A 23,105-nucleotide genomic window follows, 5' to 3' on the forward strand; every position below is an offset into this window, starting at 1 on the left:
CACATGGTGATTACCCACCCATCAGGTGGGTGATGAGGATGCGCAAACCGATCCCTACGAGGATGACACCGCCAATCACTTCCATGCGTTGGCCGAATTTTGACCCGAGCACATGACCGGCAAAACCCCCGACCAGCGACAGGAACAGGGTAACCACACCGATCACGGCTGATGTAGACCAGATATTCACCTGAAGCATGGCCAGCGACAGACCAACGGCCAGCGCATCTATGCTGGTGGCTACACACAGCACCACCATGGTTTTTCCGTGGGTAATATCGTCACTATGGCAATCTTCTTCGGGTCCAAACCCTTCTTTAATCATACGTCCGCCGACCCAGGCGAGCAGGGCGAAGGCGACCCAGTGATCAAAATGGCTGATCAGGCCGGCAATGGTGGAACCTGCCAGCCAGCCAAACAGCGTCATGCCAGCCTGGAACAGGCCGAAATGAGAGGCGATACGCAGAACACGCCGCCAGGAGGCTTCTGCACAGTCAGATGGGCTGGTGCCCACTCCCAGCGACACGGCAAAGGCATCCATCGCAAGACCGATGGAGATAATCAGGGTGGAGACAGTATCCAAAGAAAACTCCGAATAAAGAAAATTTCTGATATGGATTTTATCGGAAAAACCAGTTTATATCCTTAATATGCCAGATTATTAACCGGTTCTAATCTTTATTTTTTCTTTATATTTTTTGTCAAACCCCTCATGCCGTCTTTATATCGGCGGGTTAGCATAATGTGTTGAAACATTCTGCATTTGAATTACTCTGGTCAAGAATACCAGTAGAACAAGAAAGAATTATCTGTTATGGAAATTGAAAGTACGAATGGAGCCATAATTCTGGAGCCCGGTAGTTTTACCAAACCTCCAAAAACCTGGCGTAACTGGCTGATTGGAAATCCACTCCAAACAGCGGATGCACCCAATCAGACTATCGGCAAATTGATTGGTCTGGCGGTTTTTGCCTCTGATGCCCTGTCTTCCACCGCCTATGCCACCCAGGAAATCCTGATGATCCTGGCGTACGCCGGTGCATCGGCTTTAACGTATGTATTCCCGATTTCGCTGGCGATCGTGACGTTAATGGTCATTGTGTCCATTTCTTACGAGCAGACTATCCATGCCTATCCGGGTGGCGGTGGTGCCTATATTGTAGCTCGTGACAACCTGGGCGAACTCCCTGCGCAGACGGCCGGTGCAGCACTTTTGACAGATTACATCCTTACGGTGGCTGTTTCCATCTCTTCCGGGGTGGCGCAGATCACATCGGCGTTCCCGGTATTATTCCCCTTCCGCGTTGAAATTGCGGTAGGTATGGTTCTGTTTGTAATGCTGATCAATTTGCGCGGCGTAAAGGAATCAGGAACGGCTTTTGCCATCCCTACCTATTTCTTTGTCATAACCATGTTCATCACTGTGGGTGTCGGGTTCTTCAAGTATCTCACCGGCACTCTGGGAACTGTTGTCAACCCGCCTGCATTTGAAACTGCCGGTCTCCTGACGGCTGTAACTCCCTTCCTGTTATTACATGCCTTCTCCAGCGGCACTTCTGCCCTTACCGGTATTGAAGCCATTTCCAACGGCATTACTGCATTTAAGGAACCGCGCAGCAAGAATGCCGGCATCACATTGATCTGGATGTCATCCATTCTGGCTACACTCTTCCTGGGGATATCCTTCCTGGTAAGCCCGATCCATGCTGTTCCATCGGAATCAGAAACGGTGATTTCGCAGCTTGCCCGTACTGTGTTTGATGGCCAGGGTCCGCTTTATCTGGCGCTTATCTCTGGAACGGCCGTTATTTTGATCATGGCTGCCAACACGGCTTTTGCAGATTTTCCGCGGCTTTCCGCTCTGCATGCGGGAGACGGCTTCCTGCCCCGGCAGATGACCTTTCGCGGGAGCCGCCTGGTGTATTCCCGCGGAATCATCACTCTGGCTGCTGTATCCAGCATGCTCATCATTATTTTTCAGGCCAGTGTTACCCGGCTGATTCCCCTGTATGCCATCGGCGTATTCCTCTCCTTCTCTCTGTCACAGGCAGGTATGGCCTTGCGCTGGTGGAAATCCGGTCACCTGAAAGATGGTGAACAGATTGTCGAGCCTGGTTCCATTGTCACCCACGATGAGAAATGGCTGGGGAAACTCTTTATTAATGGTTTCGGTTCCCTCTGCACCTTTGTAGTGATGGTGGTGTTTGGAATTACAAAATTTAAAGACGGCGCCTGGATCATCATTATTCTCATCCCCGTACTTGTGACCATCTTTTTCTCAATCCATCATCATTATAAGAATCTGGCGAAGAAGCTCTCATTGCAAAACTATCATTCGACGACCATAAAACGCCACCGTGTGATCGTTTTGATTGCCGGTGTTCACCGCGGCTCTCTGGCAGCCTTATCCTACGCACGCACTCTGTCTGAAGATGTGACTTCTGTACACGTATCAACCGATCCTGTGGAATCCAAAAAAGTAAAAGAAAAATGGGAATTGTATGGCGAAGGTACGCGGCTGGTGATACTTGATTCCCCTTACCGCCTGTTGGTGGAGCCGGTGATGGACTATATTTCAAAACTGCTAGAAATGCGCCAGCCGAATGAGATTGTTACCGTTGTGGTTCCTCAATTTGTACCCAAACACTGGTGGGAAAACTTCCTGCATAACCAGACGGCGCTGATGCTGCGCATGGGTTTCATTTTTAAACCTGGCCTGGTTATTATTGAGGTACCTTATCAGGTCTAACCATTTCACAACATCAGGTGTTGGTTCCCTCTACATCAGCCCGGTAGTCAGCCGGGCTGATATGTTTAATTCCCGATGATTTAAAGAAAAAGGGAGTGCACTCTGTCTGCACTCCCTTTTATATACCATCATCCAGCGAGGTCAATATTCTTCAAGAGGAAGATCAGAGTCCTTTGGCCAGATGATAATACAGGTCATTCCATTTCAATTCTTGTTTGAAGCGGTCGAGGTCTAGGCTGTTATCAATGCCTACATATTCAATTCCGGCCATGTCAGCGAAATCACGCAGGTGCTGCTGGGTGAGTGAATAGCTGAAGCTGGTGTGATGGGCACCGCCGGCATAGATCCAGGCGGCAGCGGCGCGCTTAAGGTCGGGCTGGGGAGCCCACAGGGCGCGGGCAACCGGCAGTTTAGGCAGCGGATGCTCGGTGGGAACCACGTCTACCTGGCTGACGATCAGACGGAAGCGGTCACCCAGATCGATGAGAGAGGCAGCCACAGCCGGGCCGGTTTGTGAATCGAAGATCAGACGGGCGGGGTCAGCCTTGCCGCCAATACCCAGGGGAAGAACTTCCAGCCGGGGTTTTCCGGTGGCAATGGAGGGGCAGACTTCCAGCATGTGTGCGCCCAGAATGCGGTCGCCTTTGGGGCTGAAGTGGTAGGTGTAATCTTCCATAAAGCTGACGCCGCCTTTGAGACCGGCATTCATCACTTTCATGGTACGTACCAGGGCGGCAGTTTTCCAATCGCCTTCTGCACCGAAACCATATCCATCGGCCATCAAACGCTGGCAGGCAATACCGGGCAGCTGTACCAGTCCGTGCAGGTCTTCAAATGTGGTGGTGAAAGCGGTGAATCCACCGGCTTCCAGGAAGCGGCGCATTCCAATCTCGATCCGGGCGGCTTCCCGCACAGAGGCATGTTTTTCTTTGCCGGGCATGAGGTTGGGGGCGACTTCGTAGGTATCCAGGTATTCTTTAACCAATTTATCAACATCGGCATCGCTGGCTTCGTTCACCACTTTGACCAGATCACCAATGCCATATCCGTTTACGCAATACCCGAATTGGATCTGAGCGGAAACCTTGTTGCCTTCTGTGACGGCCACTTCGCGCATGTTATCGCCGAAACGGGCCAGTTTCATCTTTTTGGCATCAGCCAGGGCGCAGGCAGAGCGGCTCCAGTCTCCGATTTCTTTTTGCACAGCTTGATCCTGCCAGTGGCCGACGATGACATGGCGGTCAAGGCGCATGCGTGCACCGATGAACCCGAATTCGCGGTCGCCGTGGGCAGACTGGTGCAGGTTCATGTAATCCATGTCAATTTCTGACCAGGGGATTTCACGGTAATACTGGGTGTGCAGGTGAGCCATGGGTTTCTGCAAAACCTTCAAGCCGTTGATCCATTTCTTGGCCGGTGAGAAGGTGTGCATCCAGGTGATAATGCCGGCGCATTTGTCATCGGCATTGGCTTCAAGGCACAAACGGGTGATATCTTCCACAGTGGTCATTACAGGTTTGTAGATTACCCGTGTGGGGATCACGGCGCTGGCATCTAAAGCAGCAGCCATTTCTTTGGAGTGGGCAGCGATTTCGTTCAATACCTCTGGTCCATAGAGGTGCTGGCTGCCGGTTACGAACCAAACTTCATATTGTTTTAGATCGATCATCATTTCCTCACTCGCCTACTGGCCATAGATATGCGTGTAGCGGTAATGCAATTTTTCCACATTTTCCTTTGAGATCGGAATGACCGATCCCAATTGTTTCGCGATCCAAACGGTGTGAGCGGCATCTTCTACCATCACGGCACTCTTGACAGCCGCCCTGGCGGAATCTCCAATGGTGAATACACCATGATTCTGAATCAGGCAGGCGGTTGACATGCCAATGTTATCCAGAACTTCCTTGCCTATGGCATCATCCCCGATCAGCACAAAACCGCCGCAGGGAATATCGCAGCCGAATTCGTCTCCCATAGAGGTAAGGACACAGGGAATGGGTTGCCCGACGGCGGCAAAAGCGGTGGCATAGTTGGAATGTGTATGTACCATGCCAAAAACGTCTGCCCGGTGTTTGTAAACATAAATATGACTGAATGCATCAGACGATGGTTTGTACTTGCCTTCAACCACTTTGCCATCCAGATCCATCACCACCATATGTTCTGGCCCCATGCCTTCATAGGGCACACCAGAGGCTTTGATTACGATCAATCCGGTCTCCGGGTCACGGGCGGAAACATTGCCGCCCGTCCAGACAACCAGATGGTTTTCGACAAGCTTCATGTGCAGATCAACCAGTTCTTTTTTCAAGTTTTCTAACATTAAATTCTCCTTTACGGCTAATGAACACTGGCTTTAATAGCTTTTAACCGTTTCATGGCGTCATTCGCACCGCGGCCGAAATAGTCATGCAAAATTACGTACTCACTGTAGAGCTTTTCGTACACTTTCTGGTTTTCAGGGATAGGTGTGTACACAACATCTTTGATGGCGGCCATGGCTTTGGCGGCATCCACAATGCTGGCATATCCGCCGGCTGTCTTACCGGCTGCCACAGCGCCAAACATGGCAGAACCCAGAGCAGGAGTCTGTTTGGACGCACTGACCTTCAACGGAACGCCGATCACATCTGCATAAATCTGCATCAGCAGATGGTTTTTATCCGGCAGCCCGCCGCAGGCCACCAGTTCTTTGATCGGTACACCATTTTTCTGGAAGGTCTCGATGATCATGCGTTTGCCGTAAGCGGTGGCTTCGATGAGTGCCCGGTACATTTCTTCGGGTTTGGTCGACAGAGTCATACCCAGCATCAAACCAGTGAGGTTGACATCTACCAGCACAGAGCGGTTTCCGTTCCACCAATCCAGGGCGACCAGGCCGCTTTCGCCGGGTTTCAACCGGGCGGCTTTTTCTTCGAGCAGATTGTGGATATCGATCTTGCGTTCGGCGGCTTCCTGCTGGTAAGCGGCTGGAACACAGTTCTCAACAAACCAGGCAAAATGATCCCCCACGCAGGATTGACCGGCTTCGTAGCCAAAATACCCGGGGATGATGCCATCTTCCACGTAGCCGCACATACCGGGGACAATGTGTTCTTCGGTTCCCAGCACCATATCGCAGGTGGATGTTCCCATGATCATCACCATGCGGCCTGGTTCGGTCACCGTGGCGGCGGGAACGGCCACATGAGCATCCACATTCGCCACAGCTACGGCCGTTCCCGGAATCAATCCGGTCCAGGCAGCCGCTTCATCACTCAACCCGCCGGCTTTTTGACCGATAGGAACGATATGTGTAGACATTTTTTCTTCCACAATATTCTCGATCAAAGGATTCAGGGCTTTAAAGAACTTTTTGGAGGGGAATCCCTCACGTTTTGACCAGATGGCTTTATAGCCGGCTGTGCAGGAATTGCGGGTTTCAACACCGGTCAGACGCCATACCACCCAGTCGGCGGCTTCAATAAGCCGGTCAGCGGCTTTATAGATGTCTGGAGCTTCATTGGCGATTTGAAGGGCTTTGGAGAAGAACCACTCGGAAGAAATTTTTCCGCCATACCTGTCAAGCCAGGATTCGCCCATTTCACGGGCTGTCTTGTTGATCAAATCTGCTTCGGGTTGGGCAGCGTGGTGTTTCCAGAGCTTCACCCAGGCATGGGGATTTTTGCGATATTCGGGGAGGTCACACAGGGGAGTGCCATCTGCCTTTGTGGGCAGCATGGTGCAGGCGGTGAAATCGATGCCCAGACCGATTACATCTTCTGGCTTTACTCCAGAGGTGCGCAATACGTCTGGAATGGTCTTTTGAAAGGTGCGGATATAGTCATCCGGGTCCTGAAGCGCCCAATCAAGGTCTAATCGAATATCCGAATCGGGTAATTTTTCATCAATTACGCTATGAGAATACGGATAGACAGATGTGGCAATTTCTTTCCCGTTACTGATATCCACCAGAACTGCCCGTCCGGATTCACTTCCAAAATCAACTCCAATGGTGTATCTGGGCATAGACCCTCCTATACAGAAATAATGATTTTTAACCCTTCCCGCCGGGAAGCCAGTTGAAATGCCTGATTGCTCTGATCGAGCGGAAACCGGTGGGTGACCAGGGATGCCACATCCACCTTTTTTGAAGCCACAAGCTCAATGGCTCGTGGGTATGAATCTTTCATACGCCGTACCATCTTGATGGTCAAACCTTTGCGGCGGGCGAGGGAGGCATTGAATTCAGTATGGTCATCTTCAGGGATGCCCACCAGCATGACCTTGCCGCCCGGAACGGCCAGATGAAAGGCCGTGTTGACGGCATCTGCCTCGCCGGAGGCATCAAAAGCCGCATCCACTCCGCGGCCGCCGGTAGCATCAAACAATTCGTCAATGCAGGTGGTTGAATGAACTTGAAACGCCCGGTCTGCACCAAACTTGAGGGCGGCTTCCACCCTGTGGGGTAAAGGATCAGTGGCAATAATCTGCCGGGTGCCCGCCAACCGGGCCAGTTGAATAATGAGCAGCCCGATGGGTCCACAACCAAAAACGCCGACCGTCATCCCGATTTTGACATGAGCCAGGTCAAGGGCATGCAAGGCGATACCCAGTGGTTCAAGCAGAGTGCCTTCGTCATGGCTGATTGATTCGGGAAGTTCATGCAGGCGGGTTGTATCCCAGGTCATCCATTCGCGCAGAGCGCCATCTTGCCCGGCATGGCCGGCAAAAATGACATGCGGGCAGATATTCGGGTGTCCGTTACGGCATTGCTCACAGGTTCCACAGGGAATGGCCGGATTGACGGCCACACGTTTTCCGTCTTCTGTTACACCAGAAAATTCATGGCCCAGCACCAGCGGCCGGTCAAGCCTGGCATTTCCCCCCGTCCCGCCGTTTGTGAACCAGTGAAGGTCTGAACCGCATATTCCCACTGACTTTACCTGCAATAAACTTTCATTCCCGCGAGGGGCGGGAATGGGTTCTTCAAATTGTTGCAGGTTGCCAGTGGAAACAATGCGGATAGTTTTCATGGGGATTCAATATCAAATCGTGAAGATCGCACGGAGCTTTCTCTGATCAGCAATTCCGGGCTGAGGATGATCGTCCGCTGGTTTTCATGTTCAGAGTGTTCACGAGATTTTTCAATAGAATGCACGATCTCTTCGACGGCCGTGCATCCCAGAAGGTACTGGTCTAAAACAATTGTGCTGAGCGGGGTTTTGAAATAGGCAGCTTCGGGCATACCATCCATACCCACAACGCCAAGCCTGTCGGGGATATTCACATTGCCCCGATCTGATACCTGGATGACACTCAGTGCCATCTGGTCGTTGGCGACAAAAACGGCATCCATTTCAGGGTATTGATTTAACAGTTGTTTGAATGCCACCTCACCGCTGGAAGACGACCAGTTGCCTTCTGTACTGTGATGATCCTGTGGACTCAAGCCGGCACTTTCAAGAGCGGCTTTCCAACCGGCTTTACGCTGGCGGCTTTCCCACCAGTCCATCGGACCGGTGATATGGCCGATATGGCGGTAACCCTGTTGAAGCAGGTGTTCGGTGGCCATTCTTCCACCCAGATAATTATCAAAACTGATGATCGTCAGCCCGGGGTGGTTTTCCATTGTAAGGAAAACAATGGGAATAGGGAGATCGTTGAGTTCCTCATCGATCCATGAGCGGTTATCGCCCACTTGAGGAACAGCCCAGATGATCCCATCTACGTGGTGGGCGGTCAAATTCTGCAACAGGGGTTTAATGTCTTCCGTATCGAATCGAGGAAGTTCTTTTAACAGGAGAGAATACCCCATCTTTTCCGATTGGAAGGTAATACCGTTCAATGTGCGGGAAGGGCCATTGAATTTAAGGCCGGCGGTGACCACCCCCAGCGTATAGGAACGCTGCTGGATCAGGCTGCGGGCGAGGGCACTGGGCTGGTACCCGAGTTTTTCAATGACCTGGTGGATTTTCTCGCGGGTATCCTCCGCCACATCCGGCCGGTCATTGATAACACGGGAAACAGTCTGGGTAGAAACACCCGCTGCCTGGGCAACTTCCTTAATTGTGGGTCGTTTGGTGAAATACAAAGCGCAGTCCCTTCCTGCTGAAAATTCCCGGTAACGGTCACGGGAACGATAACATCGTAGCAAATGCGTTTTCGTTTGTCAAGTTATCTTATCATAAGAAAGGGAGAAATATCACCATTTGTGGGGGGTTATACCCTGAAATAAGCCTAGAATGTCCCTGTATACGGGACAAAACCCAAGAAAAGCTGACAAAAGTGTGTTAAAGAGGTGATTAAAATCAGGATTTTCATTACAAAGGTCAGGATTTCAAAGGAATCCTATTGACATTGCTGTTTTCATTTGCTAATATCTCAATGTGAACGATAACGGGATCGTTATCAACGATGTATCACAATGGATAACAGAATTGGTTTTCTGATATCCGAAAGCCCAGACGGTAGTACTAAACATCAGGGAGTGATTTACCCCGGCATTTTTCGGGACTTCAAAATGGATTTCATCGCAAGGTGATCGGGTGGTTTAGTGCTTTTCCACTCCACAACTTTATAAGCAGTCTCATTTGTCAGTTCTGTTGTCTTGCGGCAACTTTCCTGTCAACGCTGACACAACCGCAGGCAAAAGGTTTTCTGAGTATTCCGAAAAACTCGGGAGGAGGAAAAAAGAGAGAACACGATACGACTTGCTCATCATTCATTGCATGAAACACTTTAAACTCGTACGTAATCTATGAAGGAGAAATGGGATGAAAGTCTTGAAAGTTTTTGCGAACATTGCTTTACTGACCGTCTTAGCTTTTTCACTGGTTGCCTGCGCAGCCCCTGCGACCCCCGCACCTGCTGCCCCCGCTGCTGCTGAACCCGCCAAGGTAGAACCCACCAAAGCCCCCGAAGCCGCTGCACCTGCCGCTGCTGAACCTACCAAAGCAGAAAAGAAAGAATTCACCTACAGCACCATGACCATGTGCTACCCGCAGTTGGGTGCTGAATCTGACTGGCGCACAGCCAACACCGCTTCCTTCAAGGAAACCGCCGGTGAACTTGGTGTCCGCTTGATCTTCTCCGATGCCCAGCAGAAACAGGAAAACCAGATCTCCGCTATGCGCGCCTGCATCCAGCAGGGTGTTGATATCATCGCTCTGCCTCCTGTAGTGGAAGATGGTTGGGACGCTGTTCTCCAGGAAGCCAAAGATGCCGGTATCCCCGTGATCATTGTCGACCGCTCCGTCAAAGCTGACAAATCCATGTACGCTGCCCACATCGGCTCCAACATGGTTCAGGAAGGCGAAAAAGCCGGTAACGAAATGAACAAACTCCTGCCCGATGGCGGCAAGATCGTTGAACTCTCCGGTACAACCGGTTCCGGCGCTGCCACTGGCCGTGCTGAAGGTTTCCGCAAGACCCTGAATAAGAACATCGAAATCATCGATTCCCAGACCGGTAACTTCACCCGCGCCGAAGGCAAACCCGTTATGGAAGCCTTCTTGAAGAAATATGGCAAAGACATCAAAGGTGCCTTCATTCACAATGATGACATGGCCATTGGCGCTATCGAAGCTATCAAAGCCGCCGGTTTCAAACCGGGCGATATCAAGATCGTCTCTGTTGACGGTACCCGCGGTGGTTTCCAGGCTATGGTGGATGGCTGGGTGCAGGCTGATGTCGAATGCAATCCCCTCCTTGGCCCCCAGACCATGGAACTTGCTTTGAACATCCTCAACGGCAAACCCTTCGATGCTGAAACCCTGACCAAAGAAGAAGTCTACTATCCTGACAAGGCTGCCGAACTGCTTCCTTCCCGCAAGTACTAGAATTTCCTCGCAACGTTGTAGCTTTACAGTAAGGTTGTTCCTATAATAAGAGAAGCGGTGTTGCCAAACCCAACGCCGCTTCTCTACGGAAATCCCCGGCATACACGAAATAATCGAATAGCTTCAAAAGGCAGACGTTATGATGGAAACTCCTTATATATTGAGTGCAAAAGGTATTACGAAAACCTTCCCAGGGGTTCAGGCTCTGGAAAACGTGGATTTCTCACTCAAGCGCGGTGAAGTTCACGCTTTGATGGGTGAAAATGGGGCAGGAAAATCGACTCTAATCAAATGCCTTACGGGTGTAGAACAACCCGATAAGGGAACTATTGAGTTCGATGGGGCCGCGGTTGTAGTTCATTCTCCGCAGCATGCCCAGGAAATTGGGATCGCCACGGTGTACCAGGAAGTGAACCTGTGCACCAATATTTCTGTGGCTGAGAACGTGATGCTCGGGCATGAACCCAAAGGCGTTCTGGGTAATATCAGCTGGAAGAAAATGAATGAGCAGGCTGCCCAATCGCTCTCTAAATTGGGCGTCGCTATTGATGTGACAAAACCGTTAGGCATATATTCCGTGGCCATTCAACAGATGGTGGCCATCACCCGCGCCCTGGAATTCCAGTCGGCAAAAGTGCTGATCCTTGATGAACCAACATCTTCGCTGGATGCCCATGAAACAAAACAGCTCTTTGATGTAATGCGCAAGTTAAAAAGCGAAGGTATCGGTATTGTTTTCATCACACACTTCCTTGACCAGGTATACGAAGTGACAGATCGAATTACTGTTCTTCGCAATGGAAGATATGTGGGAACATTTGAAACCTCCTCGCTTCCCCGGGTGAAGCTAATTGCCAATATGCTTGGCCGCAGTGTTTCTGACCTGGATGACCTTTCCAGAAGCAAACAGAAGGTTACAAAAGTTGAGGCAGGTCAGGCGGTTCTTGAAACAAAAGAGATGGGTAAGGCGAATTATCTTGAGCCCACCGATCTTTGTCTGCAGAAAAACGAAGTTGTTGGCCTGGCCGGCCTGCTTGGTTCGGGCCGTACAGAATTGGCCAATTTGATTTTTGGCATTGAAACACCTGATACCGGTGAATTGCTGATCAATGGCAAGAAAGTCACCAGTTTTTCACCGCTGGATTCACTAAAAAATGGGATCGCCCTGTGCCCGGAAGACCGCAAGGCGGCGGGTATTGTCGGCGACCTGACAATTCGCGAGAATATTATCCTGGCGTTACAGGCCAGGTATGGTTGGTTTAAATTCATTCCATTACAGAAGCAATATGAAATCGCTGACCGGTATATCAAACTGCTGGGTATCGTCACCCCTTCACCCGACCAGTTGACGAAAAACCTCAGCGGCGGCAACCAGCAGAAAGTCATCCTTGCCCGCTGGCTGGCCACCGATCCGCAGGTGCTCATTTTGGATGAACCCACCCGCGGTATTGACGTAGGCGCCAAAACCGAAATTCAGAAACTGGTGCTTGACCTGGCCGGTCAGGGAAAATCATGCATCTTCATTTCATCTGAACTTGAAGAGGTTTTACGCTGCAGTCACCGCGTGATGGTTCTCCGTGATCACAAACTGGTTGCTGAGTTTGGCGAAGAAGTGGATGATCAAACCATTATGCACACCATGGCAGGTGATCTATGAAAAAAAGCAATTTGTTTGATAAATTCCGCCACAGCCGGCTTTTCTGGCCGTTGATGGCTCTGACCATTCTATTGATCTTTGATGCCTTCTATGCCCCTTCCTTTTTTAAGATCGGCGTTTTAAACGGTCACCTGTACGGAAACCTGATTGATGTGTTGAACGACGGCGCACCTCTTGCGATTGTGGCCATCGGTATGACACTGGTCATTGCCACGGGTGGTGTTGACCTTTCTGTGGGTGCTGTGATTGCCATTTCTGCCGCCATGGGTGCCGTTTTGATTAACCCGGCTCTGGGAAATCAATTGATCACCAATGACATCCTCACCGCCGACAGAACAAATACCCCCCTCGGGTTGATTGTTCTGGCTGACATAGCAGCCGGTACATTATGTGGTTTGTGGAACGGCCTGCTGGTTTCCCGTGTTCGCATTCAACCGATGGTTGCCACATTGATCCTGATGGTGGCAGGCCGTGGGATTGCCCAGCTAATCACCAACGGCCAGATCATGACGATTTATTACACACCATACTTCTGGTTCGGGAACGGGTTTATCCTGGGTTTGCCGGTTTCCATATATATTGTGGCGCTGGTGTTCGTGATAGCCTGGTTATTGGTGCGTAAGACGTCCATCGGTCTGTTCATCGAATCGGTGGGTATCAATTCGCGGTCCACTCACTATAGCGGCATCAGTGAAAAGAACGTAAAACTGTTTGCCTATACTTTCTGCGGATTTTGTGGTTCTATCGCCGGTCTGATCTTAAGTTCTTATGTGCATAGCTGCGATGCCAACAACATCGGTCTGGCGTATGAATTGGACGCCATCCTCTCGGTGGTTATCGGCGGAACACTAATGGCCGGCGGACGTTTTTCAATGGCTTCCAGCATTCTGGGTGCCATGATCATCTGGACATTTACCTTAACGATGTACACAATTGGTATTCCGGCAAATACGCTGCTGGCTGCCAAAGCTGTTCTCGTCATGGTCGTCATTCTGCTTTATTCAGACCAGGTTCGCGGCTTGATTAACCGTCTGGGAACAAAGAAAGGTGGAAGCAATGTGGAATCGAATTAAACTCTTCCTCCTGAACAACGGTACATTACTGTTCACAATCTTAATTTTTGTGGTCGGTTACTTCATCTGCGGCCGTATCTACCCGGCTATGCAGAAGCCGCAAGTGTTTTTCAACCTGTTCATCAACAATGCCAGTCTTTTGCTTTTGGCCATCGGTATGACGTTTGTGGTGATCTCAAATGGCATTGATCTTTCTGTGGCTTCCATGCTGGCATTAACCACAGTTGCCTCGGCGGCTTTATTAAAGGCCAATGTCAACCCTTACGTCATCATGCCCCTCATGCTGGTGATGGGTATTTCATTCGGCGCTTTTCAGGGCTTCATTATTCAGCGCTTGAAGGTAGAAGCCTTTGTGGTGACCCTGATGGGCAGTTTCTTCTGCCGAGGTATGGCCTATATCATCAGTTTGACCTCCGTCACAATTACAGATCCGGTTTACAAATCGCTGGGTCTGCAAAAAGTATTGATCCCCGGTTTTGGAAAAACCTACGTGTATTTGTATTCTGTAGTGGCCATCATCGTTTTTCTGGCCGCCATCTACATTGCCAAATACACACGGTTTGGCCGCACCATGTACGCCATTGGGAACAATGAACAGAGTGCCCGGTTGATGGGTCTGCCGGTGGAACGCACCCGTATCCTGGTGTATGCCTTCAGCGGTTTCTGCTCGTCATTGGGCGGAATTGCCTTCAGCCTGGCCCTGCTTTCTGGTTATGGTCAGTATGCACCCACCATGGAGATGGATGCCATCGCTTCGGTGGTTATGGGCGGCACTCTGTTGACCGGTGGTGTGGGCAATGTGATTGGTACTTTGTTTGGTGTATTGATCAATGGAACGATTGTGAGTGTACTGCAATTCAATGGAACTCTGAGCTCCTGGTGGACACGCATTGGCGTCGGTGTTTTGACGCTGCTATTCATCGGCATTCAGATGCTCTTCCAATTGGGTGGTAAGAAAAAAGCTTCCTGATCGTTCCGGACAAGACGATTTCAGGGGGGAGCGCGAAAAACAACGGCCGGGGGGAAAGGCCGTTGTTTTTGCGTATTAAAATGTTTCGCGATCGCTACGGGCAATTTACGTTGCTGACACCAGCAATTATCAGGTTGGTGAAGGGTATGTTGAAATATATATTTAAAAGGAAGAAGTGACGATCATTTCAGAACCGTCTGATTGTTTGAGCAATGCAACCATCGGCTGCCAAAGTCAAAGTTTGTAGCCCTTCTGATTCATTGATGTTAATTCGCGGCAGCTGCAGTAATCTATTCCGGTGATAGGCATACACATTCCCTTGATTTGTGGTGGCTGCTGTTTTGAAACCCAACCGGGAGGCCAGTTTTATCTCACGGTCAGTCACTTCCAGCGGGGAACCGTACGGATAGGCAAAGTGTTCTGCCCGCAGGCCCGTCTTCTCCCAGATGATCTGCCTGGAATTCTGCATCTCATCCTGCGCCTCCTGTTCAGTCAATCCGGCGAGAGGTGGGTGAGAACAGGTATGCGCTCCTATGGTCACCAGAGGATCATGCCCCAGAGTATTGATTTGTTCCCAGGATAAGGCCAGTTTTTGAGTGGCTGATTCAACATCAATGCTCAATGGTTCAAAGACAGCCCTCCAGGCTGCCGAGACTCCACAGCCGGCTTTCAGCACAATCTGACAGATGGACTGGAAGGCTGTCTCTTTTTCTTCCAGCGAGTTGCAGATAATGGTGTGTTCTTTCCCATCGAGAGAAAAATGGATTTCCGGCCTGCTAAGTAGAGTGTCTTCGAGAATATTCCACCAGAATCGGGCTTTACGATCGGGGAAATCTGTCGTGAGATAGATGCAGAAAGGAATGCCTTCTTCCTTTAATATAGGATAGGCTGTGGTCAGGGTATCGGCGTACCCATCGTCAAATGTGAAACAGACAAACCGGGGGGATTTTTCTTTTTTCTGCAACCGCTCTATCATGTCATCCAGAGAGATGAAATCAAATTCCCGCTGGCGGTAAAAAGCGATCACCGTTCGGAGATGATCGGGAGTCACCTCATATGTCTGGTTGAGGCGGATGCGCGGCAATCCATCAGGCACGACCACTCGATGGAACATTAATAAGGCACCCATATACGGAGCAAACGGTCTGGCCAGCCGTGACAGGCCGCTGGTAAACAGATAGTTATTCCATCGGGCAGATACATTGTAAAATGCCATTGAAATCACCTGACCATTTCAGAAGATATGACCGCCATCATTGAAACCGGCGGATATCTGATTATTCTAAACGATGCTGGCACAAAAAACCGGGTGAAAACATTTTACACGGTGTTCTCATCAGAATCACAGCACGCAATACTGGTTATAATACGTAATCCGTAGGTTTTATGTTGACAATCGGTCATTAAGAAGGGTCGAAAATCGGGCATATGGCATCAATACCATCCACATTGAGGCTTACAGATCTCGAAAAATCGGCGATAGTGCGCTATTGCCAGACGAATAGCATCAGCCTGATGCAACTTCTGGTAGCTGCTTTTTCTGCCCTGTTATACCGGTATACTGGCAACGAGAACATTGCTCTCACAGGTTGCGGCACAGCAGAGCAAACGGACGAAAAACCAACGATTATCAGCCTCTCGGATGACACTCTTTTTTCTGGTCTTCTGGATCAGTTCCGACCTTTCGCAGAAGCAAATTCTACAGCGATGGAACAGGTCATCCATTCTGACCAGGGCTTTGACCTGATCCTTCATGATTTAACGAAAAATTGGAGCGTCGGAATTCAAAAAACTGCCGGAATCAATCCCTTCATAACGGCAGATGAGGCGGCCGGGCATCTCTCGGTTCTCTTGCAGGGAATCACTTCTACAGAATCTCTGAGCGTTATCCGATATCCCCTTTTGACACACGATGAATGGGACAAAATCATCCATCAATGGAACAATACTGAATCTGCGTTGCCGGAGTCTGAGACTACGATTCATCAACACATCGCCCGTCAGGTTCACCTTACCCCCGACAATACAGCCATACAAGAAGAATATCGTAAAGCCACCTACAGGGAATTATGGGGATATGCCTGCCGAATGGCTGAAAAATTAAAATTGGAAGGCATCACATCGGGTCAGATCATCGGGTTGAATTTTGAATCATCGATCGAGATGATCGGTTCCATGCTGGCTGTGATGATGAATGGCGCCGCTTTTGTGCTGCTTGACCCCGCTCAACCGGATGCCCGTACAAACCTTATATTAAAGGAAGCAGATGTCCGTTTTCTTGTTTCCGGTCAGATAAAACCTTCCAGTCTGCGCGATCAGGAAATTAAGATTATAGAACCCATCGATTTCTCCTCTGAATCGTTCAACCATGATCCCGATCAAAATCAGATTCCTGAAAATCCCGTCAGTCCCGCAGATATCTGTTTTATCCTGTTCACGTCCGGTTCTACAGGAAAACCAAAAGGTGTACTGCACACCCACAGGAACATCATCAACCGGTTCTATTCTCTGATGGGCAATGTTCCCATGACAGAGACGGATGTGTTTGTGCAGTCATCTCCCCTGAGTTCGATTGACGCCATCGATGAAATCCTGTTTCCGCTTTTCTGGGGTGCATCCACATCCATTGTGTCAGGTGGGGCAGTAAAGGATCCGCGGTTGCTGGTACAGATTCTCGAAAAACGGGCGGTCACCCATATATTGCTGGTACCCTCACTGCTGCGGATGATCCTTGAAATTACTGAAGATGTGGAAACCCGATTAAAACGCCTTACTAACTGGATCATCGGTGGAGAAATGTTGGAAGAAGCCCTCTCGCAGGAATTTCACAGGCAGCTTCCCCACGCCAGACTGATTAATTACTATGGCCTTACCGAAGGAGATGGAACTTTGTTTGATACCGGTAAGGCTCACCCATTTTCTTCTAACCCTCCCATCGGGAGAGCGGCACCGAATGTGCGTGTATATCTCCTGAATTCTGCCCTCCAACCAGTGCCGGTGGGGGTAATCGGCGAGATCTGCATCGGCGGTAACGGAATTGCCCGAGGATACCTGAATCTTCCAGAGATAAATGCCCAACGGTTTATTGACGATTTGTTTGTACCGGGAGACAACAACAAGCTCTTCAGAACGGGCGATCTGGGTCGGTATTTGCCTGACGGCAATATCGAGTATATGGGGCGCAAGGATTTCCAGGTAAAGATTCGCGGCTTCCGGGTAGAGCTTCAGGAAGTTGAAGGTGAAATCCGCCAGCATCCGGCAGTCAAAGAAGTTGTCGTTGTCCCGTACAAATCACCCAACCAACAAACTGGTTTTGACCGGCTGGTTGCTTATATTGTCCGGCAGTCTGGACATACAGAATCGGGTAAAGAAATCCGCGATTTTCTGGAATCCCGTCTGCCAGAATATGCGATACCTGCATTCATTATTCCCATGGAAGCCTTTCCATTGAATCCCAATGGAAAGGTAGACCGCAAACAATTGCCGGAACCGCAGATTGAACAGATACAAAAAGATACTGTCATCATTCCTCCCAAAGATCAAACGGAAGAAAAGCTGCTGAAAATCTGGGAAGAGATCTTGGGAATCCATCCAATCAGCACCAATGACAGTGTTTTCGATCTGGGTGGTGATTCGCTGTCAGTCATATGCATATTGGTGCAGGTAGAAAGTGAATTCGGCCGCGATCTGCCTATTGATATCATCTTCCAGGCAGATACCGTGGCGAAATTAGCCGAAATCCTGCGGGGAGAGAAAACACAGGGAACCTGGTCATCACTGGTACCCATCCAGGTGAAAGGGACAAAACATCCTCTATACTGTGTCCATGCAGACGGCGGCGTGTTAATATACCGTTCCATCGCCAAGTTGCTCGGTGAAGATTATCCAGTTTACGGTTTGCAGGCGCAGGGATTGGACGGGAAAACTGAACCCCTGGGGAGTGTAGAGGAAATTGCCGGGCACTATATCACCGAGATGCGAACCGTGCAGCCTCACGGTCCATATCATTTGTGTGGATTTTCTCTGGGCGGCGCGTTTATTTACGAAATGGCCCGGCAGCTCCGCGAGGCTGGTGAAGAAGTCAGGCTGGTGGCCTTCTTTGATGCCGGGAGTCCCGATTATCCGAAATTCCCCCGTCAGTCTGCGAAAATCTGGCATAAGATCAGCGTGCATTTAATCTCGCTCGGGTTGAAAAATATGCGGGAAAAGTTCGTCTATTTTTCGCACCGCACAAAAGACAGACTCCAGGTGACATTCTTTCCAATCATCGGCGCTGTCATGCAGAAATTAAACATGACCATGCCGCACAGCGTACGGTATATTGTGGTACGGCAGACGTTATTAGACGCGGTTGATCGATATCACTTGAAGGGGTATTCGGGAGATATTGTAGTTTTCAAAGCCAAGTTGCAACCCGAAGGATGCATTCCTGACCCGACGATGGGCTGGGGGAAGTACGTCACAGGCGATATCAAGATTATCGAAATTGAAGGCAACCATAACACCATGATGAAAGACAGGTATCTGAACATGGTGGTGGATAAATTGCGTGAGTTGATTTTGTAAGAGACAATGAAAAAACAACAGAAATATAACCATTAACAGGTTAGCCTGGTATTGAAATATATGGTTATGGATAGATATTAATAGTAATTTGATAGCAAATAGTAACAAACCAGATTTCTACCCGCTAAAATTGGTTAGAAGTGGGTTCTTGCATCTTGGCAGAATTAATCCTATAATGAGATTCCATCTACGGGATTCTTAAATGGCTGGGAAATCAAGTTGAGAAAACTAAAGCTGTCTCTGGTTGTATTATTAATTTATCTGACTCTAACCTTCAATTTTGAGCGGTTGGAGTATAAGGCCGGATTCAGCGGTGTGGGTGTGCATTCTTTTGTCTATGCCCTTTTAATTTCCGCCATTTTGGTGATATTCCTTGTTCCACAGATCCAGCGGTTCTCGATCTTTATTTTCTTCTTCCTTACTTCGGTTGTATATTTTGCCTTGAGACTTACGTTTTTCAACGATGCTCCCATCTTTGAGGGCATGTCAACGTATGTGACCATAACGGAATTAGCCTTTTTGATTTTGGGAATAACACTGGCTTACCGTTGCACAAAATATATGGGGGAATTTGAGAAGTTTGTGGAAGAAGTTTACATTCCCAATCTCGGGAAACGGATTCTCAACATGGAATCGGCTTCTGAGGAAGTAAAGACAGAATTCATTCGCAGCCGGCGGCATCAAACACCCATGGCTCTGCTCGCCGTTCAGCCTTCTTCATCCTCGAAAAAAGACGAGGAAGAGATTAAAAGGACTGTGGCAGAAATTCAACGTCATATGACCAGTCGATTTATTTCCGCCAGTCTTGCGAAAATCATCACCAGTGAAGCCCGCCGGTCTGACCTGATCATAAGCCGTGAAGAAGACGGTCAATTCCTGATTCTGTGCCCGGAAACCAAGGGGACCAGCAGCCTCGTCCTCGCAGAGCGTATCCGAAAGGCAGCCGAAAAGCACCTGGGTTTGCAAATTAATTACGGGATGGCTTCATTCCCCGAAGAAGCCTATACCTTTGAAGAAATGGTTCAACGAGCCATATTCCAGATGAATAATGTTCCCACCGATATTAAGGTCGTTGAGCCTTCTTCCCTTGTCTACGAGGAAGCGAACAGAATCAAATAATCTTTTTCCCCTTATAATCAAGTAATGAGTAAAAAGCAGCCTCTTCCACCGGAAGCCATTGCAGCCTGGTTAGATAAATTCCCTCCTGAAAAGAGAATGTTTAAAGGGAAAACATATCTGGTACTTAAGCGGATTATGGATTTATCCATAATCTTTCTTTCAGCCCCTTTCTGGATACCTGTTCTGGCATTGGTAGCACTCGCCATAAAAATTGATTCTCCCGGCGCACCAGTTCTCTTTATTCAAGAGCGTACTGGAAAAGGCGGGCGCCGGATAAAAATGTATAAATTCCGCACAATGGTACCCAATGCAGAAGAGTTGAAAATTAAATATGCCGACCGCAATGAACTGCAATGGCCCGATTTTAAGATCACAAACGACCCTCGTATCACCAGGGTTGGAAAATTCCTTCGGAAAACAAGCCTTGACGAAACACCCCAGTTGTTTAACATCATTAAAGGCGAAATGAGCCTGGTCGGTCCGCGGCCTACCTCATTCAGTGCAAAGACGTACCGACTATGGCAGACCGAACGATTGGACGTGACCCCCGGGTTAACCGGTCTCTGGCAAATCTTTGGCCGGGCTGCGTATGAATTTGATGACCGTCTGCGCCTGGATATCGCTTATATTGACAGACGCTCGATCTGGATGGATATCAACATCCTGTTTGAAACTGTCTGGGCGGTATTTTCACAACGGGGTGCTCATTGACCACAGGGAAAGTGGCCTACATCATGTCAAGGTTTCCCCATCTGCCGGAAACCTTCATACTTCGTGAAATGCTCGAAATGGAGAACCTGGGCTGGGAGATTGCCCTCTACCCGCTGGTCGTACAGAAACAGCCAGTTTCTCACCCGGCGGTCAGTAAATTTGAGGCGCGTGCCCATCGACTGCCGTTTATCTCAGGCACCATCCTTTTCGCCAATTTTTCCGAACTGATTCGTCATCCCATTCGATATTTTCGTATCTTTGGGTCCATAATCCACGGGAATATATCAAGTGTCAAGTTCCTTATTCGGGCTCTGGCTGTATTCCCCAAATGTGTGCTTATGGCCAGGCTGATGAAAAAAGAGGGGATTCAGCATATTCACGCCCACTATGCCACTCACCCGGCTCTGGCTGCCTGGATTATCCACCAATTAACGGGCATTCCCTACAGTGTAACCGCGCATGCGCATGATATTTATGTAGAAAAACCAATGCTGGGAACCAAATTGAGAGATGCCGCCTTTATTGTGGCCATCTCTCAATTCAATCGTGACTACATAACCAATTATCTTGGAAACTCAATCCGGGAAAAAATCCACGTAATTCACTGCGGGGTAAATCCCGATGACTATTCCATACATCAAGAGAACACGTCTGATAATGTTTTTCACGTACTGAATATCGGGTCATTGCAGCCGTACAAAGGCCAGAAGTATCTTATTCGCGGGTGTGCCAGTCTGGTTAAACAGGGCATTCCCATCCATTGCACGATAATTGGCGGCGGAGAATTAAAAGATGAATTAGCCGCACTGATTTCATCTCTGCATCTGGAAAAAACAGTTGAACTTGCGGGCGCCCGCACTCAGGAGGAGGTGGCAGAAATGCTGCCCCGGGCGGATTGTTATATCCAACCCAGCATCATCACACCCAGCGGGAAGATGGAAGGAATCCCTGTCAGCCTGATGGAAGCTCTGGTCTGTAAAGTGCCCGTCATCGCCACAAATATTTCCGGTGTTCCTGAACTGGTGCAAGATCAGAAAACGGGATTGCTGATTCCACCTGAAAACGAAGAAGCACTTGTTACCGCTATACAAACCATATATAATGATCGCATGAAAGCCAGCGAAATGGCCGAAAATGGCCGGCAGTTGGTATTGAGGGAATTTTCACTGATATCGAATGTACAAAAGTTGGCGTCGCTGATTCAAGAATCAATGACGACCCCCATCTCAAACTGAAAAACTACATCACATCAAAAATCACATTCCAGCCAGGGGGAATTATCTTAAAATTACGGTGGATGTGAAAAAATGGATGAATTATTTGTGAGAGATGTATTGTCTTCTGAATTCCCTCAGTGGGATGATTTAATTCGCCGATCTTCACAGGGTTCTGTTTTCCTGCGGTCTGATTTTTTGCAGATGCTCTGTCAATCTGATCCAACATTGAACCTGAAGATTATCGGATGCTTTACTTCTAAGGGAGATTTGAGAGCCGGTCAGGCTCTGGTGTATCGTAACTTTTTGGGAATATGCATTGGTTATGATTCCTCTTTTTTCTACAATGGACCGATTCTTCCACTAGTCAACTATGACAGCCGAGCTCAAAAAGCAGAGATTGAAAACACTTATCTGACCCTGCTCGGAAATGAAATAAGCCGCCGGTTTCCTCATATTTCCCATGTGACCCACCCATCCATAACAGATCTTCGTCCCCTCATTCGACTCGGGTGGAAAGCAAATTTACATTACACCCATGTTTGGCACCTTGAGCAAGATCGTGATGTTTGGAATCGTATCCGTCGGTGTGAACGCCGAATGATTAAAACAGGAGAAGAGAAATTTACGTTTAATACTGAGTGTTGGAATGAAGTAAAGGTTGAATTCTTGCGTACTTTAAAAATCTGTTATCAACGCCTGGGATGGACACCGGGAAAAACATGGATGGATATCTTTTGCGAACGCATGAAATGGATGGATACCCATAACATCAGCCGCATCATAACGGCTCGTGACTGTACCGGAGTATTAATCGGTGCAATAATATGTATTGTAAGTAACGAAGATCATACAGCGTATTTTTGGAAGATTACCTATGATCCAGATTACATTAAAGATGGCATAATGCCTGCCCTGTGTTATAAATCTTACCAGGCTGTTCCAGAAGATTGTACACGGATCGATTGGTAAGAAGGGATGACACACGGGCAAAGTATTTTCAAAGACCGGATGGGAACTGACCTCGAACCATATTATGAGATTGTTCCACCAGGCAGCCAGGAGCACAACCTGCGGTATATACGGAATGCTCGAATACGGCTAAATAACAAAGTCGGTTATTTCTTGAACATGCTGCAGGGATTTCAACTCAACAAAGATCGATTACCAGAGAGTACTGATTTTCGGGCGATTCCCCACCACGCCGATAAATGATTCGCTTG

18 protein-coding genes are annotated in these 23,105 nt (G+C 49.0%); 11 read left to right on the top strand and 7 right to left on the bottom strand.

From position 1 onward, the window contains the following. Positions 1-10: 10 nt before the first annotated feature. The gene (locus LTAR_RS14385; protein ID WP_062422972.1) at positions 11-583 is read right to left on the bottom strand and encodes a manganese efflux pump MntP; all 573 of its coding nucleotides are present in this window, start codon (positions 581-583) and stop codon (positions 11-13) included. A 231-nt stretch (positions 584-814) separates the two neighbouring features. Here LTAR_RS14385 and LTAR_RS14390 point away from each other — a divergent pair, with 231 nt between their 5' ends. Next, a complete protein-coding gene (locus LTAR_RS14390) occupies positions 815-2,749 on the top strand; it encodes an APC family permease (RefSeq protein ID WP_062422973.1) in 1,935 nt (644 codons plus the stop codon). Between the two features lie 163 nt (positions 2,750-2,912). On the opposite strand, the gene araA is transcribed toward LTAR_RS14390, so the two are convergent. From araA to LTAR_RS14415, 5 genes are read right to left on the bottom strand one after another with little or no spacing between them, the layout of a single operon-like run. Continuing rightward, entirely contained in the window at positions 2,913-4,418 is a 1,506-nt protein-coding gene (gene araA / locus LTAR_RS14395; RefSeq protein WP_062422974.1) for an L-arabinose isomerase, read from the bottom strand. 15 nt (positions 4,419-4,433) lie between these two features. Next, positions 4,434-5,075: an L-ribulose-5-phosphate 4-epimerase gene (locus tag LTAR_RS14400; RefSeq protein WP_062422975.1), complete on the bottom strand. Its 642-nt coding sequence runs from the start codon at positions 5,073-5,075 to the stop codon at positions 4,434-4,436. A 17-nt stretch (positions 5,076-5,092) separates the two neighbouring features. Then, positions 5,093-6,760 carry a ribulokinase gene (araB, locus tag LTAR_RS14405; RefSeq protein ID WP_062422976.1) on the bottom strand — a complete coding sequence of 556 codons (1,668 nt, stop codon included), beginning with the start codon at positions 6,758-6,760 and terminating at the stop codon, positions 5,093-5,095. An 8-nt stretch (positions 6,761-6,768) separates the two neighbouring features. Next, positions 6,769-7,767: a zinc-dependent alcohol dehydrogenase gene (locus tag LTAR_RS14410; RefSeq protein ID WP_081420007.1), complete on the bottom strand. Its 999-nt coding sequence runs from the start codon at positions 7,765-7,767 to the stop codon at positions 6,769-6,771. Continuing rightward, on the bottom strand, positions 7,764-8,825 hold the full coding sequence (locus tag LTAR_RS14415) for a LacI family DNA-binding transcriptional regulator (protein WP_062422978.1): 1,062 nt from the start codon (positions 8,823-8,825) through the stop codon (positions 7,764-7,766). Before LTAR_RS14415 ends, LTAR_RS14410 begins: the two co-directional genes overlap by 4 nt. A 682-nt stretch (positions 8,826-9,507) precedes the next feature. Between LTAR_RS14415 and LTAR_RS14420 the strand changes: the two genes are divergently transcribed. The 4 genes from LTAR_RS14420 to LTAR_RS14435 all read left to right on the top strand — a co-directional run bounded on the left by LTAR_RS14420 (position 9,508) and on the right by LTAR_RS14435 (position 14,272). Beyond that, positions 9,508-10,572 carry an ABC transporter substrate-binding protein gene (locus LTAR_RS14420; RefSeq protein ID WP_062422979.1) on the top strand — a complete coding sequence of 355 codons (1,065 nt, stop codon included), beginning with the start codon at positions 9,508-9,510 and terminating at the stop codon, positions 10,570-10,572. A gap of 139 nt (positions 10,573-10,711) precedes the next feature. After that, a complete protein-coding gene (locus LTAR_RS14425) occupies positions 10,712-12,229 on the top strand; it encodes a sugar ABC transporter ATP-binding protein (protein ID WP_062422980.1) in 1,518 nt (505 codons plus the stop codon). Then, positions 12,226-13,302, top strand: a complete 1,077-nt coding sequence (locus LTAR_RS14430; protein ID WP_062422981.1) for an ABC transporter permease — start codon at positions 12,226-12,228, stop codon at positions 13,300-13,302. The genes LTAR_RS14425 and LTAR_RS14430 overlap by 4 nt, the downstream gene beginning before the upstream one ends. Beyond that, positions 13,286-14,272 carry an ABC transporter permease subunit gene (locus tag LTAR_RS14435; RefSeq protein ID WP_062422982.1) on the top strand — a complete coding sequence of 329 codons (987 nt, stop codon included), beginning with the start codon at positions 13,286-13,288 and terminating at the stop codon, positions 14,270-14,272. Before LTAR_RS14430 ends, LTAR_RS14435 begins: the two co-directional genes overlap by 17 nt. 187 nt (positions 14,273-14,459) lie before the next feature. Here the strand turns inward: LTAR_RS14435 and LTAR_RS14440 are convergent, their stop codons facing one another. Continuing rightward, entirely contained in the window at positions 14,460-15,488 is a 1,029-nt protein-coding gene (locus LTAR_RS14440) for a polysaccharide deacetylase family protein (protein WP_062422983.1), read from the bottom strand. Between the two features lie 212 nt (positions 15,489-15,700). Between LTAR_RS14440 and LTAR_RS14445 the strand changes: the two genes are divergently transcribed. The 6 genes from LTAR_RS14445 (at position 15,701) to LTAR_RS14470 (ending at position 23,097) form a co-directional block, all read left to right on the top strand. After that, positions 15,701-18,838, top strand: coding sequence for a non-ribosomal peptide synthetase (locus tag LTAR_RS14445; RefSeq protein ID WP_062531857.1), 3,138 nt, complete (start codon positions 15,701-15,703; stop codon positions 18,836-18,838). Positions 18,839-19,057: 219 nt separating this feature from the next. Then, positions 19,058-19,957: a nucleotidyl cyclase domain-containing protein gene (locus tag LTAR_RS14450; RefSeq protein ID WP_062422985.1), complete on the top strand. Its 900-nt coding sequence runs from the start codon at positions 19,058-19,060 to the stop codon at positions 19,955-19,957. Positions 19,958-19,981: 24 nt separating this feature from the next. Continuing rightward, a complete protein-coding gene (locus LTAR_RS14455) occupies positions 19,982-20,668 on the top strand; it encodes a sugar transferase (protein WP_139044580.1) in 687 nt (228 codons plus the stop codon). A 23-nt stretch (positions 20,669-20,691) separates the two neighbouring features. Beyond that, entirely contained in the window at positions 20,692-21,903 is a 1,212-nt protein-coding gene (locus tag LTAR_RS14460) for a glycosyltransferase (protein ID WP_062422986.1), read from the top strand. A gap of 72 nt (positions 21,904-21,975) precedes the next feature. Beyond that, complete coding sequence (locus LTAR_RS14465; RefSeq protein WP_062422987.1) at positions 21,976-22,854, top strand: hypothetical protein; 879 nt, start codon at positions 21,976-21,978, stop codon at positions 22,852-22,854. 6 nt (positions 22,855-22,860) lie between these two features. Further along, positions 22,861-23,097: a hypothetical protein gene (locus LTAR_RS14470; protein WP_062422988.1), complete on the top strand. Its 237-nt coding sequence runs from the start codon at positions 22,861-22,863 to the stop codon at positions 23,095-23,097. Positions 23,098-23,105 lie beyond the last annotated feature (8 nt).

The organism is Leptolinea tardivitalis (genome assembly GCF_001050275.1).
Classification (GTDB): Bacteria; Chloroflexota; Anaerolineae; order Anaerolineales; family Anaerolineaceae; genus Leptolinea; species Leptolinea tardivitalis.

What these genes read in the sequence shown, in the direction of transcription:
- LTAR_RS14390 (WP_062422973.1), top strand. Translation starts at nt 815, where the DNA reads ATGGAAATTGAAAGTACGAATGGAGCCATAATTCTGGAGCCCGGTAGT.
- araA (WP_062422974.1), bottom strand. Translation starts at nt 4,418, where the DNA reads ATGATCGATCTAAAACAATATGAAGTTTGGTTCGTAACCGGCAGCCAG.
- LTAR_RS14400 (WP_062422975.1), bottom strand. Translation starts at nt 5,075, where the DNA reads ATGTTAGAAAACTTGAAAAAAGAACTGGTTGATCTGCACATGAAGCTT.
- araB (WP_062422976.1), bottom strand. Translation starts at nt 6,760, where the DNA reads ATGCCCAGATACACCATTGGAGTTGATTTTGGAAGTGAATCCGGACGG.
- LTAR_RS14410 (WP_081420007.1), bottom strand. Translation starts at nt 7,767, where the DNA reads ATGAAAACTATCCGCATTGTTTCCACTGGCAACCTGCAACAATTTGAA.
- LTAR_RS14420 (WP_062422979.1), top strand. Translation starts at nt 9,508, where the DNA reads ATGAAAGTCTTGAAAGTTTTTGCGAACATTGCTTTACTGACCGTCTTA.
- LTAR_RS14425 (WP_062422980.1), top strand. Translation starts at nt 10,712, where the DNA reads ATGATGGAAACTCCTTATATATTGAGTGCAAAAGGTATTACGAAAACC.
- LTAR_RS14430 (WP_062422981.1), top strand. Translation starts at nt 12,226, where the DNA reads ATGAAAAAAAGCAATTTGTTTGATAAATTCCGCCACAGCCGGCTTTTC.
- LTAR_RS14435 (WP_062422982.1), top strand. Translation starts at nt 13,286, where the DNA reads ATGTGGAATCGAATTAAACTCTTCCTCCTGAACAACGGTACATTACTG.
- LTAR_RS14440 (WP_062422983.1), bottom strand. Translation starts at nt 15,488, where the DNA reads ATGGCATTTTACAATGTATCTGCCCGATGGAATAACTATCTGTTTACC.
- LTAR_RS14445 (WP_062531857.1), top strand. Translation starts at nt 15,701, where the DNA reads ATGGCATCAATACCATCCACATTGAGGCTTACAGATCTCGAAAAATCG.
- LTAR_RS14455 (WP_139044580.1), top strand. Translation starts at nt 19,982, where the DNA reads ATGAGTAAAAAGCAGCCTCTTCCACCGGAAGCCATTGCAGCCTGGTTA.
- LTAR_RS14460 (WP_062422986.1), top strand. Translation starts at nt 20,692, where the DNA reads ATGTCAAGGTTTCCCCATCTGCCGGAAACCTTCATACTTCGTGAAATG.
- LTAR_RS14465 (WP_062422987.1), top strand. Translation starts at nt 21,976, where the DNA reads ATGGATGAATTATTTGTGAGAGATGTATTGTCTTCTGAATTCCCTCAG.
- LTAR_RS14470 (WP_062422988.1), top strand. Translation starts at nt 22,861, where the DNA reads ATGACACACGGGCAAAGTATTTTCAAAGACCGGATGGGAACTGACCTC.